13 protein-coding genes are annotated in these 15194 nt (G+C 45.3%); 11 read left to right on the top strand and 2 right to left on the bottom strand.

What is annotated here, in order from left to right; all coding sequences use genetic code 11:
• From L4B77_RS02205 to luxS, 10 genes are all read left to right on the top strand, one after another.
• On the top strand, positions 1-266 hold a 266-nt coding region (locus L4B77_RS02205; protein ID WP_429748260.1), incomplete at its 5' end, for an IS3 family transposase.
• A 383-nt stretch (positions 267-649) separates the two neighbouring features.
• Complete coding sequence (locus L4B77_RS02200) at positions 650-907, top strand: oxaloacetate decarboxylase subunit gamma (protein ID WP_429748259.1); 258 nt, start codon at positions 650-652, stop codon at positions 905-907.
• 31 nt (positions 908-938) lie between these two features.
• Positions 939-2723, top strand: a complete 1785-nt coding sequence (oadA, locus tag L4B77_RS02195; RefSeq protein WP_429748258.1) for a sodium-extruding oxaloacetate decarboxylase subunit alpha — start codon at positions 939-941, stop codon at positions 2721-2723.
• A 9-nt stretch (positions 2724-2732) separates the two neighbouring features.
• Positions 2733-3863 carry a sodium ion-translocating decarboxylase subunit beta gene (locus tag L4B77_RS02190; RefSeq protein ID WP_429748257.1) on the top strand — a complete coding sequence of 377 codons (1131 nt, stop codon included), beginning with the start codon at positions 2733-2735 and terminating at the stop codon, positions 3861-3863.
• A 171-nt stretch (positions 3864-4034) separates the two neighbouring features.
• Complete coding sequence (locus L4B77_RS02185; protein ID WP_429748256.1) at positions 4035-4988, top strand: NADP-dependent oxidoreductase; 954 nt, start codon at positions 4035-4037, stop codon at positions 4986-4988.
• A gap of 6 nt (positions 4989-4994) precedes the next feature.
• Entirely contained in the window at positions 4995-5456 is a 462-nt protein-coding gene (locus L4B77_RS02180; protein WP_261838076.1) for a YqaA family protein, read from the top strand.
• Between the two features lie 9 nt (positions 5457-5465).
• Complete coding sequence (locus tag L4B77_RS02175) at positions 5466-8324, top strand: M16 family metallopeptidase (RefSeq protein ID WP_429748255.1); 2859 nt, start codon at positions 5466-5468, stop codon at positions 8322-8324.
• A gap of 99 nt (positions 8325-8423) precedes the next feature.
• Positions 8424-9992 (top strand): glutamate--cysteine ligase, encoded by a 1569-nt coding sequence (gshA, locus tag L4B77_RS02170; RefSeq protein WP_372065010.1) that lies wholly within the window; start codon positions 8424-8426, stop codon positions 9990-9992.
• Positions 9993-10002: 10 nt separating this feature from the next.
• Positions 10003-10644, top strand: coding sequence for a transglycosylase SLT domain-containing protein (locus L4B77_RS02165; protein ID WP_429748254.1), 642 nt, complete (start codon positions 10003-10005; stop codon positions 10642-10644).
• Positions 10645-10668: 24 nt separating this feature from the next.
• Positions 10669-11187, top strand: coding sequence for an S-ribosylhomocysteine lyase (gene luxS, locus L4B77_RS02160; protein ID WP_261838072.1), 519 nt, complete (start codon positions 10669-10671; stop codon positions 11185-11187).
• Between the two features lie 123 nt (positions 11188-11310).
• Here luxS and L4B77_RS02155 read toward each other — a convergent pair whose 3' ends face one another.
• Together L4B77_RS02155 and L4B77_RS02150 are read right to left on the bottom strand one after the other, a co-directional pair.
• Positions 11311-12582 (bottom strand): HlyC/CorC family transporter, encoded by a 1272-nt coding sequence (locus L4B77_RS02155; RefSeq protein ID WP_261838071.1) that lies wholly within the window; start codon positions 12580-12582, stop codon positions 11311-11313.
• Between the two features lie 127 nt (positions 12583-12709).
• Entirely contained in the window at positions 12710-13504 is a 795-nt protein-coding gene (locus tag L4B77_RS02150; protein WP_429748253.1) for a cytochrome C assembly family protein, read from the bottom strand.
• A 200-nt stretch (positions 13505-13704) separates the two neighbouring features.
• Between L4B77_RS02150 and ffh the strand changes: the two genes are divergently transcribed.
• A complete protein-coding gene (ffh, locus tag L4B77_RS02145; RefSeq protein WP_261838070.1) occupies positions 13705-15099 on the top strand; it encodes a signal recognition particle protein in 1395 nt (464 codons plus the stop codon).
• The last annotated feature ends 95 nt before the right edge of the window (positions 15100-15194 follow it).

Below are 15194 nucleotides of genomic sequence, written 5' to 3'. Positions count from 1 at the left end.
ATCGACAGTATCAAAAAAAGGTAGCGGAGAGTGGGTTAACACAAAGTATGTCGAGAAAAGGTAACTGCTTGGATAATGCGGTTGCTGAAAACTTTTTTGCTTTACTCAAAACAGAGATGTATCACAACCAAAGCTTTGAAGATGCAGATGCACTGATAGAGAAAATTAAAGAATACATCGAGTACTACAATACCAAACGTATAAAAGTGAAACTAAAAGGCCTGACTCCGATAGAATATCGAACTCAGGCCTTGAAAGCCGCTTAACAGAAATGTCCAACTTTATGGGGTCACTTCATTTCACGAGGCTTTTTTTATACCTCTGGATTGGCTGTTAATTAAATGTTAAATGCGATGGTTTATAACCTGTTGTATTCCAATGATTCTTGATTATCACCTTGCTCTTCTGTCTGCCTCATACTCCAATCTACAAAATCTATATTTAGCTCACAGTTTAAATATCTGCGAGTGATGTATTTAACGGATTTATGTGATCTGCCATGCGAATAATTAACCTCATGTGTGCGTTACACGTAACAGCACCTTAAACAAAATTGACAAAATTTAACCAATCGAGATAATCCAACAGTCGGGATCACTATTCGCTGAAATTCTGTACATATGTCAGGATGACGAAGAAAGGAAGCAACATGACTAATATTGGAAGCCTGCTAGGAGATGCGGCTACTCTAATGATAACGGGGATGTCCGTTGTCTTTATTTTCCTCACTATTCTCGTTTACCTCGTTCGGTTGATGTCAAAACTGGTACCAGAAGAAGTACCAGAACCGATCGCAGCATCTAAAAAAATTAACAAATCACAACCAACCCCTTCTACTGTTAGTCCACAAGTTGTGGCAGCAATTTCGGCTGCGGTTCACCAATACCGTGCGTCTACTGCTAAGTAGCATTTAAAGGATTAAAAAGGAGTTTATGAGCATGTCTAAACCACTAGCGATTACAGATGTGGTACTTCGTGACGCGCACCAGTCACTATTTGCTACTCGCATGCGTATCGAAGATATGCTGCCAATTGCCGCCGAACTGGATAAAGTCGGCTACTGGTCATTAGAGACTTGGGGCGGGGCGACGTATGATTCGTGTATCCGTTTTCTAGGCGAAGACCCATGGGAGCGTTTACGCAAGCTGAAAAAAGCGATGCCCAATACCCCCATGCAGATGCTACTGCGTGGTCAAAACCTGTTGGGTTATCGTCACTACGCGGACGATGTCGTCAAAAAGTTTGTTGAACGTGCCCACTATAATGGCATGGACGTATTCCGAATTTTTGATGCGATGAATGACGTACGTAACTTTGAAACCGCGGTGAAAGCAACGATCGATGTTGGTGGTCATGCGCAAGGTACGTTGTCTTATACGACCAGTCCGGTTCATAACACCGATACTTGGGTTGATTTGGCTAAACGTTTAGAGGACTTGGGGTGTCACTCACTGTGTATCAAAGATATGTCAGGTTTATTGAAACCGTATGAAGCGGAAGAGCTGATTACGCGTATCAAAGCATCGTGTGACGTACCTTTAGCGTTACATAGCCACGCAACAACGGGGCTATCGACAGCTACAGCGGTTAAAGCCGTTGAAGCGGGGATCGATATTCTAGACACCGCAATTTCTTCAATGAGCTGCACTTACGGCCACACGCCAACTGAAACGGTTGTGGCGATGTTAGAGGGTACAGAGCGCGATACCAACTTTAAGCTTGACCAGATTGAGCCTATTGCTACGTATTTCCGAGATGTACGTAAAAAGTACGCGAAATGGGAAGGTCAGCTAAAAGGTGTCGATTCTCGCATCTTGATCGCTCAAGTCCCTGGTGGCATGTTAACCAACATGGAAGGTCAACTTAAAGAGCAAGGCGCCGCCGACCGTATGGACGAAGTGCTTGAGGAGATCCCACGGGTACGTAAAGATCTTGGATATATTCCTTTGGTAACGCCAACATCTCAGATTGTCGGTACTCAAGCGGTTATCAACGTTTTAACCGGGGAGCGCTACAAGAGCATCACCAAAGAGACGGCGGGCGTGCTGAAAGGTGAATACGGTCAAGCTCCTGCTGAAGTGGATGCTGAACTGCAAGCGAAAGTTCTCGATGGGGCTGAGCCAATCACTTGTCGACCTGCTGATTTACTTAAATCAGAAATGGATACGTTAACGACAGAACTTTTAGAAAAAGCGAAATCAGACGGCATCTCTTTAGCTGAAGAGACGGTTGATGATGTATTGACTTACGCACTTTTTCCACAAGTCGGTCTGAAGTTCCTTAAGAACCGCCACAACCCTGAAGCCTTTGAGCCCGCACCAACACTAGAAACCAAGCCCTCAGTTGCACCAGTACCTGTACAAGCTTCGGGTGGTATTGAGCACTATAGCGTGAAAGTGGATGGTCAAGTTTATGATGTCGAAGTCGGCCCTCAAGGTGAGCTCACATCTGCAACACCATCGGCAAAGCCCGCTCAATCTACCCAAGCGGCACTCGTTGCACCATCGAACGCGGAAGCTGTGCCGGCTCCACTGGCGGGAAATATCTTTAAAGTTATCGTTCAACCGGGTACGGAAGTGGTTGAAGGTGACGTTCTGCTTATCTTAGAAGCGATGAAGATGGAAACGGAAGTTCGAGCTGCTCGTGATGGAATTGTTCAAGAGTTGAATGTTAAAGAAGGCGATGCAGTGACTGTAGGCGCTCCACTACTCAGCTTAGCGTAAGGGAGTACTATGGAAGGATTGAAGACCTTATGGTCTGAAACAGGGATTGCTAACTTTGAGTTCGGCCAAATCTGTATGATGATAGTGGGTGGCTTACTGTTATTTTTGGCCATTCGTAAAGGGTTTGAACCTTTACTGCTGCTACCGATTGGGTTTGGTGCCATATTAGCAAACATCCCAAATGCAGGTTTCACTGAGCCGGGTGGTTTGCTTTATTACGTCTATTACGTGGGGATTGAGACGGGTATTTTCCCTCTGCTGATCTTTATGGGAGTCGGCGCGATGACGGACTTCGGAGCCTTGATTGCTAACCCTAAAACTCTGTGGCTGGGGGCTGCGGCTCAGTTTGGTATTTTCGCAACGCTATTTGGTGCGATTTTGCTGAACTATGTTCCAGGTATGGAATTCTCGATGGCGGATGCTTCTTCGATTGCGATCATTGGTGGGGCCGATGGCCCAACAGCGATCTTCTTGGCGAGTAAGTTATCTCCTGATTTATTAGGTGCAATCGCGGTCGCAGCTTATAGCTACATGGCGTTGGTTCCCATTATTCAGCCACCTATTATGAAAGCGCTGACGTCACCTGAAGAGCGTAAGATTAAGATGGCTCAACTTCGTCATGTTAGTAAAGCAGAGAAGATTCTATTCCCGCTTGCTGTACTGCTGATGACGATTTTGTTCCTACCATCAGCAACCCCTCTGGTCGGCATGTTCTGTTTAGGCAATTTAATGCGTGAAGCGGGTGTGGTGGATCGTCTTTCAAAAACCGCTCAAAACGAACTGATTAACATAGTGACTATATTCCTTGGTCTCGGCGTTGGTTCTAAGCTTCAAGCGGATACCTTCTTGAATTTGGAGACGCTAGGTATTCTTGGTTTAGGTGCCGTCGCTTTTAGTATCGGTACCGCGGGAGGGGTATTGATGGCGAAAGTGTTGAATCGCTTCTCGAAAGAAGATATTAACCCACTGATTGGTGCCGCTGGTGTATCCGCTGTTCCAATGGCAGCCCGTGTTGTGAACAAAGTTGGTCTTGAGGCGAACCCTCAGAACTTCTTGTTAATGCATGCAATGGGCCCGAACGTTGCCGGTGTACTTGGTAGCGCGGTTGCAGCCGGTATTCTATTAGCTCTCGTCGGTTAATGGGGTGACTGACTCCTGTATCATGCGTTAATGGGGCGTCAATTTACAAATGAGTGGTTAACTTAGCCTTATTAAATGGTTTATAGTCAAAGGGATGCTTTCGCATCCCTTTCTTTTTATCAATTAGGGTGTTTGCTCATTAGGGCTTTTATCAATCAAGGAAATGTGGAAATGGAAAATAAACAGATAGCGATTACTCAATTTGGCGGTGTCGAAAACCTAAGTATTCAGACTCGCACGATTCCAAAGCCTAAAGCTGGGGAAGTGGTGGTCAAAGTTTCCTTTTCGGGCATTAATCCGATTGATGTTAAAACTCGAGCTGGCCTCGGTTGGGCCGCGGCGCAGAACAAAGATAACCTGCCTTGGGTGCCGGGGTACGATATTTCAGGGCAAATTGTCACACTCGGTGAACAGGCTAATCGTTTTAATGTTGGTGATAATGTGGCCGGTTTTATTGGCTTCCCACTGCAAGGTGGCGGTTACAGTCAATATGTGTGTGTATCTGAAACGGCTTTAAGTCAGGTTCCCGATAGTGTCACATTAGAAGCGGCAGCTGCGTTACCCTTAGCAAGCCAAACAGCAGCACAAGCGCTAAACAAGGCTGAAGTGAAAGAGGGCGATCGTGTCCTGATTTTAGCCGGAGCGGGTGGTGTGGGTCATCTTGCGGTTCAAATCGCTGTTGCAGCAAAAGCTGAAGTGTTCACCACTTGTAGCGAAGCGAATCTTGATTATCTTGCCACACTCGGTGCTCATGCGATTAATTATAAATTTGCGCCAGCTTCGGAACGAGTATCCGATGTTGATGTGCTGATTGATTTGGTTGGTGGAGATACGGCTCTTGATGCCTTGAAGTGCCTGAAAGATGGTGCGAGAGTGGTGACGGTACCAACATTGTCCGCAGAACTTATCTGCGATAAAGCAACACTACTGGGCTTTACTGCGTCAGGTATGTTGGTTGAGCCAAACCCAGACCAAATGGACACCATGCTTTACATGGTCAGTGTCGGGTTACTCAAAACAGAAATTCAAGCTATCTACAAGCTAGACGATGCGCAGTCGGCCCACCTACAGGTTGAAACTGGGCATACTAGAGGCAAGGTACTACTTAAAATGCAAGAAGGTTGATATGCAGTGCTAGAATTTTTTAATTCTTTTTTTGAAAACATAGCGTTGTGGTTCTCTGACTCAGCGCTGTGGGTGCTCTTTATCAGTGGCTTCTTGAGTGCTACATTGTTGCCCGGAGGTTCAGAAGCAAGCCTTGTTGCAACATTGAGCCTCGATCAGTTTTCTGTATCATCAATCATTCTGGTGGCGACACTTGGCAATACTTTAGGTGGCCTTACCAATTATTGGATTGGTTTGTGGCTACCGAATCGAACTCAATCAGAAAAGTATGGTCATAAGGCTATGGCTTGGTTGAGCCGCTATGGTTACTGGGCTCTGTTATTCAGTTGGGTACCGATCATTGGTGACCCTTTATGTCTCGCCGCGGGTTGGCTAAGAATGAAATTCATCCCTAGCGTTATTTTGATAGCGACAGGCAAAGCTGTCCGCTATAGCTTACTTACTGCTATCTACCTCGGTTTTTTCTAAGGAGAACCTATGAAAAAGGTTTTACTTGGTACATTTTCTCTTATCGCCATTGTCGGCTGTTCATACAATGTACCTAGCTCAACATCCTTCTTTTCTTCATTACCAGAAGGTGTCACTTTAATTGATGAAGTTAAGCCTTCTAACGATAAAGTGGTAATTCCGTATACAAAATATCAACTCGAGAACGGCTTGACGGTTATTCTCTCTCCTGATCATTCCGACCCACTTGTCCATGTTGATGTGACCTATCACGTAGGATCTGCTCGTGAACAGATTGGTAAATCGGGTTTTGCTCACTTCTTTGAGCATATGATGTTCCAAGGTTCTGAACATGTCGGGGACCAACAGCATTTTAAGATCATTACCGAAGCGGGGGGATCGTTAAATGGCACCACCAATCGAGATCGCACGAATTACTTCGAAACCGTTCCTTCTAACCAACTTGAAAAAATGTTGTGGTTAGAATCTGACCGAATGGGCTTTTTAGTCGACGCGGTTTCTCAGAAGAAATTTGAGGTTCAAAGAGGTACGGTTAAGAATGAGCGTGCCCAAAGCTATGAAAACCGTCCTTACGGCTTGATGTGGGAGCGCATGAGTGAAGCGCTTTACCCTGAAGGTCATCCATACTCATGGCAACCCATTGGTTATGTTGAAGATCTAGACCGGGTTGATGTGAATGATCTTAAGGCTTTCTTTTTACGCTGGTATGGCCCTAATAATGCGGTATTGACCATTGGTGGTGATATCGACGTTGATGACACACTAGCATGGGTTAATAAGTACTTTGGTCCGATTCCTAAGGGGCCAGAGGTTAAGGCGGCAGAGAAGCAACCTGCGAAATTGACGCAAGATAAATACATCACTTTAGAAGATAACATTCGCCAGCCGATGGTGGTGGTGGGTTGGCCAACAACGTATCGTGGCGAAGAGACGCAAGCTTCACTGAATGCACTGTCTAACGTGCTAGGTTCCGGTACCAATAGTTACTTGTATCAAAACCTCGTGAAAACGCAGAAGGCAGTAAGCGCTGGCTCTTTCCATGATTGTGCTGAGCTTGCTTGTACCATGTACGTGTATGCAATGGGTAATTCAGGTGAAAAAGGCGATTTGACGGTTCTTAATAAAGAGCTGATGGATACCCTAGAGCAATTCTCGAAAGAGGGCGTTGAGCAAGAGCGTTTAGACCAGATCACTGGCATGGCAGAAGCGAATGCTGTTTTCGCACTGCAAAGTGTGAAAGGTAAGGTTTCACAGCTCGCTTCGAATCAAACTTTCTATGGTCAGCCGGACCGAATTGAATCGCAATTGGCTCAAATCCGTGCTGTCACACCAGAAAGCGTCAGTAAAGCATACCAAGATTTTATCGAAGGTAAGCATAAGGTTACTCTGAGTGTGGTTCCTAAAAAACAGCTCAATTTGGCTGTTCGTGAGGCGACCTTTACTACGCCGGCACGTACCCTTCCTAAGTACAGCAAAGTGACGGAAGACCAATTGGATTTCAGAAAAGTACCGAACACATTTGATCGCAGTGTGATGCCTGAAGTTAAATTTGGTGTTGAGGCGACCACACCCAAATTGTATCGCATGCATTTTGCAAACGGCGCAGAATTGATTGGTACGGTAACCAGTGAAACGCCGACAGTACAACTGCAAATTCAACTTCCTGCTGGTGAGCGTTATGTTCGTAAAGGGCAAGAAGGTCTTGCGAATCTAACGGCTTCGATGATGGAAGAGGGCTCGATGAAACGAACCGTTGAAGAGTTACAGGCGACTCTAGATAAGCTTGGTAGTAGTGTCAGTATTAGTGCGGGCAGTTACACCACGGACATCTCCATCTCGACGCTAGATAAAAATCTGCCTCAAACCTTAGCGATCGTGCAAGAGGTGCTATTCGAGCCTAAGTTTGATGAGCAAGATTTCGAACGCGTCAAGCAGCAGATGTTAGAAGGCATTGTATATCAACACCAGCAGCCAAGTTGGATGGCCTCTCAAGCGACCCGTGAAGTGCTGTTTGGTGACAGTATTTTTGCTCGCGCAAGTGATGGCACTAAGGAAGCTTTATCGAAATTGACCTTAGATGATGTGAAAAAATTCTATGCACAACATTATACGCCAGAGGGGGCTAGTATTGTTGTCGTAGGAGACATTTCGAAGGAAGAGGTCGGCAAACAGCTACAGTTCTTTGAAGGGTGGCAAGGCGATGCGGCGCCGTTAACGCGTCCGCAGATTGTCAAAGCGCTTTCGGGTCAACATCTGTACTTAGTCGATAAGCCGGGAGCGCCACAAAGTGTTGTTCGCTTGGTTCGTAAAGGCCTGCCGTTTGATGCGACGGGTGAATTATATTTGAGCCAGTTGGCAAACTTTAATTTAGCGGGTAACTTCAATAGCCGTATTAACCAAAATTTACGTGAAGATAAGGCGTACACTTATGGTGCTAGTGGTTACTTTGCGAGTACGCGTGAAACTGGCGCGGTAATCTTTAGCGCTCAAGTTAGAGCCAATGCCACCGTTGCATCGATTCAAGAGTTTATCGCTGAGTTGAATAAATTTAGCCAAAGTGGTTTGACTGAGGATGAAATGCAATTTATGCGCTTAGCGGTGGGTCAACAAGATGCACTTAAGTATGAAACTCCCAGTCAAAAGGCCGGGCTGTTGAGTAACATTGTTGCGCTGAATCTTGATGAGGACTATTTGCAACAGCGTAATCAGATAGTTGAAACCGTCCCAAAAGAGACTTTAAACAAGCTCGCTAAGAAATGGTTTAACCCGAATGATTATCAAATAATTGTTGTTGGCGATGCGACTTCGCTTCGTCCTCGACTCGAAAAGTTAGATATTCCAATAGAAGAGCTTGAAATCACTCGTTAGAGTACATATTAAAGGGGGAGGGAAAAGATTCTATTTTTCTCCTCTAACCTAATTTATGATAGTTCTAATCAGAACGATATAAGATAAGTGAACTGAATTTTGACTGATTTTGCTGCGCGACTAAAGCAAGTTGCAACCAACCCTAAGACCTTTTCTCAATTCGGTCGCGGTGTTGAGAGGGAAACGTTACGCTATACGGATAATGGGCATCTTGCTACCGGGCCACACCCTGAGGCTTTGGGATCTGCGTTGATGAACGAATGGATTACAACCGATTTTTCCGAGTCGCTGTTGGAGTTTATTACGCCAGTTTCGAGCGATGTTCCGACGTTATTGAATCAGTTGTCTGATGTCCACCACTTCACGCAAACTAAGTTAGGTGACGAAAAACTGTGGCCACTCTCAATGCCTTGTTATGTTGGCAGTGAAGCTGATATTCAGCTCGCTCAGTACGGCACTTCGAATAACGGCAAGATGAAGACGTTATATCGTGAAGGTTTAAAGCGACGTTACGGTAGCCTGATGCAGATTATCTCGGGTGTTCACTTTAATTTCTCTTTCCCAGAAAGCTTTTGGGATAGCCTGTTTGGAGAGCAAACAGAAGAAGCGCGTTGTGACGCTAAATCCGATGCTTACTTTGGTCTGATTCGTAACTATTATCGTTTTGGTTGGTTAATACCGTACTTTTTCGGTGCTTCGCCAGCGCTATGTTCTTCTTTTGTCAAAGGAAGAGAAACCAAATTACCTTTTGAAAAGGTGGGCGAAACACTGTTCTTGCCGAAAGCAACAGCGCTGCGGCTGAGCGATCTTGGTTATACTAACAGTGCGCAAAGTGTGCTGAAGATTGGCTTTAACAGCCTAGGCCAATATCTTGAAGGCTTGAACCAAGCGATTCGCACACCATCCGAAGAGTTTGCGGATATCGGCGTTAAGGTAGATGGCGAATACCGTCAGCTGAACAGCAACGTTCTTCAAATCGAGAACGAGCTTTATGCGCCGATTCGTCCTAAGCGTGTTGCTAAAAATGGTGAGAAGCCATCGGAAGCACTGGCTCGAGCTGGCGTCGAGTACATCGAGGTTCGCTCTTTAGACGTCAATCCATTCAGCTCAATCGGTATCAATGAGCAACAAGTGCGCTTCTTGGATTTATTCTTAACTTGGAGCGTTCTATCTGACTCTGCTGAGATGGATAACTGCGAACTTGAATGCTGGCGTGATAACTGGAACAAGGTGATCTTAGAAGGTCGTCAGATAGGTTTAGAGCTTCAAATTGGCTGTCATGGCGAGCGACTGTCTCTGCAAGATTGGGCTAAACGTGTCTTCAAAGATTTACGCGCCATTGCTGAATTGATGGATGCGGAGCAAGGCGGTCGAGCTTACCAAGAAACCTGTGATACGCTTGAAGTTTGGATTGATAACCCAGAACTGACGATTTCAGGTCAGTTACTTGAAGAGACTAAAAGATTAGGGGGTTTGGGTAAAGTAGGTTGTGCATTAGGAAAAACCTACGCTCAGCAACATAAAGCACACCAATATAAAGTGTATTCAGCTGAGTTAATGGAAGCTGAAGTTCAACGTTCTGTTATTGCTCAGCAAAAAAGTGAAGAAGCCAGTACTCAAGATTTTGATAGCTTCTTAGCGGATTATTTTTCGTATTTAAAAGCATAGCGAGTCGTTGGTGGAAAGGAAGAAAGATTTGTTAGGTCAACCCACTTATCAATGGTTACCTGTAATTACTGTTGGTGTAGTCTCTAGCCTTTTGGCTGGCTGTGCAACGCCACCGCCTAAACAACAGAATAATCTGTGCAGTATCTTCAGAGAGAACCCTTCGTGGTATGAAGATGCACTGGATATGCAAGAAGAGTGGGGCACCCCCATTAATGTAGCGATGGCTTTTGTGAAACAAGAGAGTAGCTTTCGTCATGATGCGCGCCCACCCAAAGATTATATTTTGGGCTTTATTCCATGGGGACACGTGAGCAGCGCCTACGGTTATGCACAAGCTCAGGATCCGGCTTGGGAAGACTTCCAAAAAGCGACGAATCATGGTGGCTCAAGAGCGAATTTTGATGATGCATTGATGTTTATAGGTTGGTATACCAGCGAAACACGTCGTCAACTGGGCATATCGCTGTGGGATCCTTACAATCAGTATTTAGCTTATCATGAAGGCAGCGGTGGGTATAAACGCAAATCATACAATAGAAAACCATCTTTGATTAAGGTGGCTCGCAAAGTTGAACAGCAAGCAAAAGATTATGGATGGCAACTTAAACAGTGCCGTAAAGAATTAGAAGACAATCGGAGTTGGTTTTTTTAAACCCCTCCGTTATGGAGAATAGCAATGCCTTTATTAGATAGTTTCACTGTTGATCACACACGCATGAATGCACCCGCAGTTCGTGTTGCTAAAACAATGCAAACCCCAAAAGGGGATACCATCACGGTATTTGACCTACGCTTCACCGCACCAAACAAAGATATCCTGTCTGAGAAAGGTATCCATACTTTAGAGCACCTATACGCTGGGTTCATGCGAGCTCATCTGAATGGTTCAGATGTTGAGATCATCGACATTTCACCAATGGGTTGTCGCACCGGTTTCTACATGAGCTTAATCGGCACACCTTCAGAGCAGCAAGTAGCTGATGCTTGGTTAGCGGCAATGCAAGATGTACTGAAGGTTGAGAATCAGAATAAGATTCCTGAGCTGAATGAGTACCAATGTGGTACTGCCGCAATGCACTCTTTGGATGAAGCGAAAGGCATCGCGAATGCGATCATCGCTGCCGGTATTTCGGTAAACAAAAATGATGAATTGGCACTGCCAGAGTCAATGTTACAAGAGCTTAAAATCGACTAATCATCGTTCACCTTGAATGCGGTGAGTTAGATATTAAAAGGCCCGGTTCAATGAACAGGGCCTTTTGTTTTTGTTGTCGTGTGAGTTTATGACGACCCACTTAGTTATTCCAATAAGCCACTTTTATCCGTTCACGATCTGCGGGAACACACGCACAAGCTTGATGCGGTTCTCTTCAAGTTCAACGATTTCCATGGGGTGGCTGGCAACCTGAACACTCAGGTGACTCTCAGGAATATCTTCAAGGTGTTCCAGTATCAAACCATTCAACGTTCTTGGACCGTCGGTTGGCAGTGTCCATTGCAGGCCTTTATTAATGTCTCGGATATTGGCACTGCCTTCAATCAAGAAGCTGCCATCGCTTTGCGGAGTAATTTCCTCAGATAAGCTTGGGGTGATTGAGGTGGTAAATTCACCTACGATCTCTTCTAGAATATCTTCAAGGGTAACCAAACCATTGATATCGCCATATTCATCGACAATTAAGCCGATACGCTGTTTATTGCGTTGAAACTTAAGCAGTTGAGTATTGAGTGGGGTTGCCTCAGGGATGAAATAGATCTCATCTGCGGCACGTAAAAGTGTTTCTTTATTGAACTCATTTTTCTCAAGCATCAAGCGGTAAGCTTCACGTAGCCTCAGCATACCAACGACTTCATCTATCTGGTCACGATACAGGACCACACGGCCATGAGGGGAGTGGGTCAACTGACGAACGATCGATTTCCAATCGTCATTGATATCGATGCCCGTTATCTCATTACGTGGCACCATAATGTCATTCACGGTGACATGCTCTAAATCTAAAATAGAAACCAACATATCTTGGTGGCGCTGAGGTATTAGGCTTCCCGCTTCATTGACCACGGTTCTAAGCTCTTCCGAGCTTAAATGGTCAGTTGCATCGTGGCTGGCTTTGACACCAAGGATGCGAATAAAGCCATTGGTAATGAAGTTAACTAAAATGACCAGTGGTGACAGTACTTTCATCAGTATCATTAACAGGATGCTACTGGCGTAAGAGACACGTTCAGGAAATAAAGAAGCGACCGTTTTCGGGGTGACTTCGGCAAACACGAGGATCACGAGAGTCAGGACACCGGTAGCAATCGCTACGCCGATATCTCCATAGATGCGCATGCCAAGAATGGTGGCGATCGCAGACGCAAGAATGTTGACGAGATTGTTGCCGATGAGGATGAGGCCGATCAATCTGTCTGGGCGATTCAGAAGTTTTTCTACGCGTTTAGCACCTTTATGGCCCGTATTGGCTAGATGCTTTAAACGGTAGCGGTTCAAGGACATCATGCCCGTTTCGGAACCTGAGAAATAACCAGAAATTACAATGAGACACGCGAGTAGCGCAAATAAGATACCCGTTGATATGTCGTCCAAAACTATTCTTTTCCTATGAGTGTATCTTGATTAATTTATGACCGAACATGGTCGAGATGTCAATTGAATGTCTCACACTCAATATATTAAAGGCAAGGTGTGTGAAACCCTGCCTTCATTTTACAGATTAATTCAGAATGATTTCCTGAACGAAGCGGCTACCGAAATAGGCCAATGTAAGCATACTAGCACCGGCAAGTGCAAACCAAGTGACCTTCTGTCCCCGCCAACCTTTTTGGTAGTGACCCCATAGAAGAATGGAGTAGATAATCCAAGCGATAAAAGACAACACGGCTTTGTGCGCTTTCCCTTGAGCAAACATATCTTGTACGAAGATAAGACCGGTCAGTAAGGTGCCAGTTAATAAACCATTACCGATCAGAATGATCTTGAAAAGTTGTCTTTCAACCATCATTAAGGGAGGGAGGTTCGGGTTGATTACCAGCGCTTTTTTCTTTTTAAGTTTGTGGTCGAGCCACGCGAGCTGCAAGGCATATAGCGCACCGATACTCAGTGTCGCGTATGAAAATAACGCCAAAGAAATGTGCACGAGGAGTTTTGGGTCGTTTTCTAAATGCTTGATGAAGGTACTTGGAAGAAAAGCCGCGGCCATCAAATTGAGCGCAGCGAAACTATACACGACGGGTAAGATGAACCACAGTCGGGTTTTGAGCATCGCACTACTCATCACCAGAGAGACGATTAAACTGATCAATGAAGCAACGTTCAAGATACTGAGGTTTTGACCGTTGGCATTAAAGATTAAATCGCCAAGCAACCAAGCATGGAAAGCTAAAGCAAGTAATGCGCTGATAAACACCGTTTTGACACGGATCCTTGTTTGGTGCACAAGACCTGGAATGATCGTGGAGATCGCCATTGCATAAAGAAAGGCTGCTGCGATCGCAATAAGACTGTCCATGGTATCCATTTTAATGATTACTAATATGTGAATTATACCTCGCATCGCTCTTTGGGGCTATGGCGAACCTCATTCAATTCCAAGTGAATAATGTCTGACATCACAAGCACGGATGATTAACGCTCGACAACGGGTATGACTCTAATCCGCGCTAATGTATACTTAACTTAATAATCGCAGGATTGAGCGAAGAGAAAACTATGTTTGATAATCTAACGGATCGTCTATCCAAAACGCTGAAGAACATCAGCGGTAAAGGTCGCCTGACCGAAGACAACATAAAAGAGACACTGCGTGAAGTACGTATGGCGCTACTTGAAGCCGACGTTGCACTGCCAGTTGTCCGTGATTTTGTTAAGCGCGTAAAAGAAGGTGCTGTGGGGGTTGAGGTTTCTAAATCTCTAACGCCAGGTCAAGAATTCATTAAGATCGTTCAAGCTGAACTTGAAGCGGTGATGGGGGAGTCTAATGAGGCTCTTAACTTAGCGGCGCAACCGCCTGCCGTCATCTTAATGGCTGGTCTACAAGGTGCAGGTAAAACCACATCGGTCGGTAAGCTATCTAAGCTCCTGACTGAGCGTGACAAGAAAAAAGTGTTGGTTGTGTCTGCCGACGTTTACCGTCCTGCGGCGATCAAACAGCTAGAAACATTAGCCAGCGATGTGGGGGTCGATTTCTTCCCATCTTCAGCGGATCAAAAGCCTCTTGATATTGCCAACGCTGCCATCGACCACGCGAAGAAGAAATTCTACGACGTACTTATTGTCGATACTGCGGGTCGTCTGGCTATCGATGAAGGGATGATGGGCGAGATCAAAGAGCTTCATACCGCAATCAAGCCGGTAGAAACTCTGTTCGTTGTTGATGCCATGACTGGTCAAGATGCTGCGAATACAGCAAAAGCCTTTGGTGATACGTTACCACTCACGGGTGTTATCTTAACGAAAGTGGATGGTGATGCGCGTGGTGGTGCCGCTCTGTCTGTTCGCCACATCACAGGCAAACCGATTAAGTTCTTAGGTGTGGGTGAAAAGACGGACGCACTAGAACCGTTCCACCCGGATCGTGTTGCTTCTCGTATCCTAGGTATGGGCGACGTACTGTCTCTTATTGAAGACCTACAGAAAAACGTTGATACCGAAAAAGCAGAGAAACTGGCGAAGAAGTTCAAAGAGAAGAAAGGCTTTGATCTTGAAGACTTCCGTGAACAGCTTGGTCAGATGCAAAATATGGGCGGCATGATGGGCATGATGGATAAGCTTCCTGGTATGTCTCAGCTACCTAACAACGTAAAAGATAAAGTTGATGACAAGATGTTCAAGCAGATGGAAGCGATCATCAACTCTATGACCATGAAAGAGCGCCTGCGCCCAGAACTAATCAAAGGTTCACGCAAGAAGCGTATTGCGGCAGGTTCAGGCACTCAAGTACAAGATGTAAACCGTATGCTGAAACAGTTCACTCAAATGCAGAAGATGATGAAGAAAATGCAGAAGGGTGGAATGAAAGGCATGATGCGCAACATGCAAGGCATGATGGGCGGCGGTGGAGGTATGGGCGGAATGGGTGGTGGTTTTAACCCGTTTGGTCGATAACCTACAAATGTAAGCTTTAGCTACGTTACTTTTCATAGTGTTAGCCGCATCACAGAAAGTGTGCGATGACTATGTTGGTGAAAAAATGGCTAAAG

This window comes from Vibrio minamisatsumaniensis (genome assembly GCF_050337445.1).
Classification (GTDB): Bacteria; Pseudomonadota; Gammaproteobacteria; order Enterobacterales; family Vibrionaceae; genus Vibrio; species Vibrio artabrorum.
This window is presented reverse-complemented; position numbering and strand designations above follow the sequence as displayed.

Bases quoted from the DNA above. Each gene is read 5' to 3' on its own strand.
- L4B77_RS02150 (WP_429748253.1), bottom strand. From the start codon at position 13,504: ATGGACAGTCTTATTGCGATCGCAGCAGCCTTTCTTTATGCAATGGCG.
- ffh (WP_261838070.1), top strand. From the start codon at position 13,705: ATGTTTGATAATCTAACGGATCGTCTATCCAAAACGCTGAAGAACATC.
- L4B77_RS02185 (WP_429748256.1), top strand. From the start codon at position 4,035: ATGGAAAATAAACAGATAGCGATTACTCAATTTGGCGGTGTCGAAAAC.
- luxS (WP_261838072.1), top strand. From the start codon at position 10,669: ATGCCTTTATTAGATAGTTTCACTGTTGATCACACACGCATGAATGCA.
- L4B77_RS02175 (WP_429748255.1), top strand. From the start codon at position 5,466: ATGAAAAAGGTTTTACTTGGTACATTTTCTCTTATCGCCATTGTCGGC.
- L4B77_RS02190 (WP_429748257.1), top strand. From the start codon at position 2,733: ATGGAAGGATTGAAGACCTTATGGTCTGAAACAGGGATTGCTAACTTT.
- oadA (WP_429748258.1), top strand. From the start codon at position 939: ATGTCTAAACCACTAGCGATTACAGATGTGGTACTTCGTGACGCGCAC.
- L4B77_RS02200 (WP_429748259.1), top strand. From the start codon at position 650: ATGACTAATATTGGAAGCCTGCTAGGAGATGCGGCTACTCTAATGATA.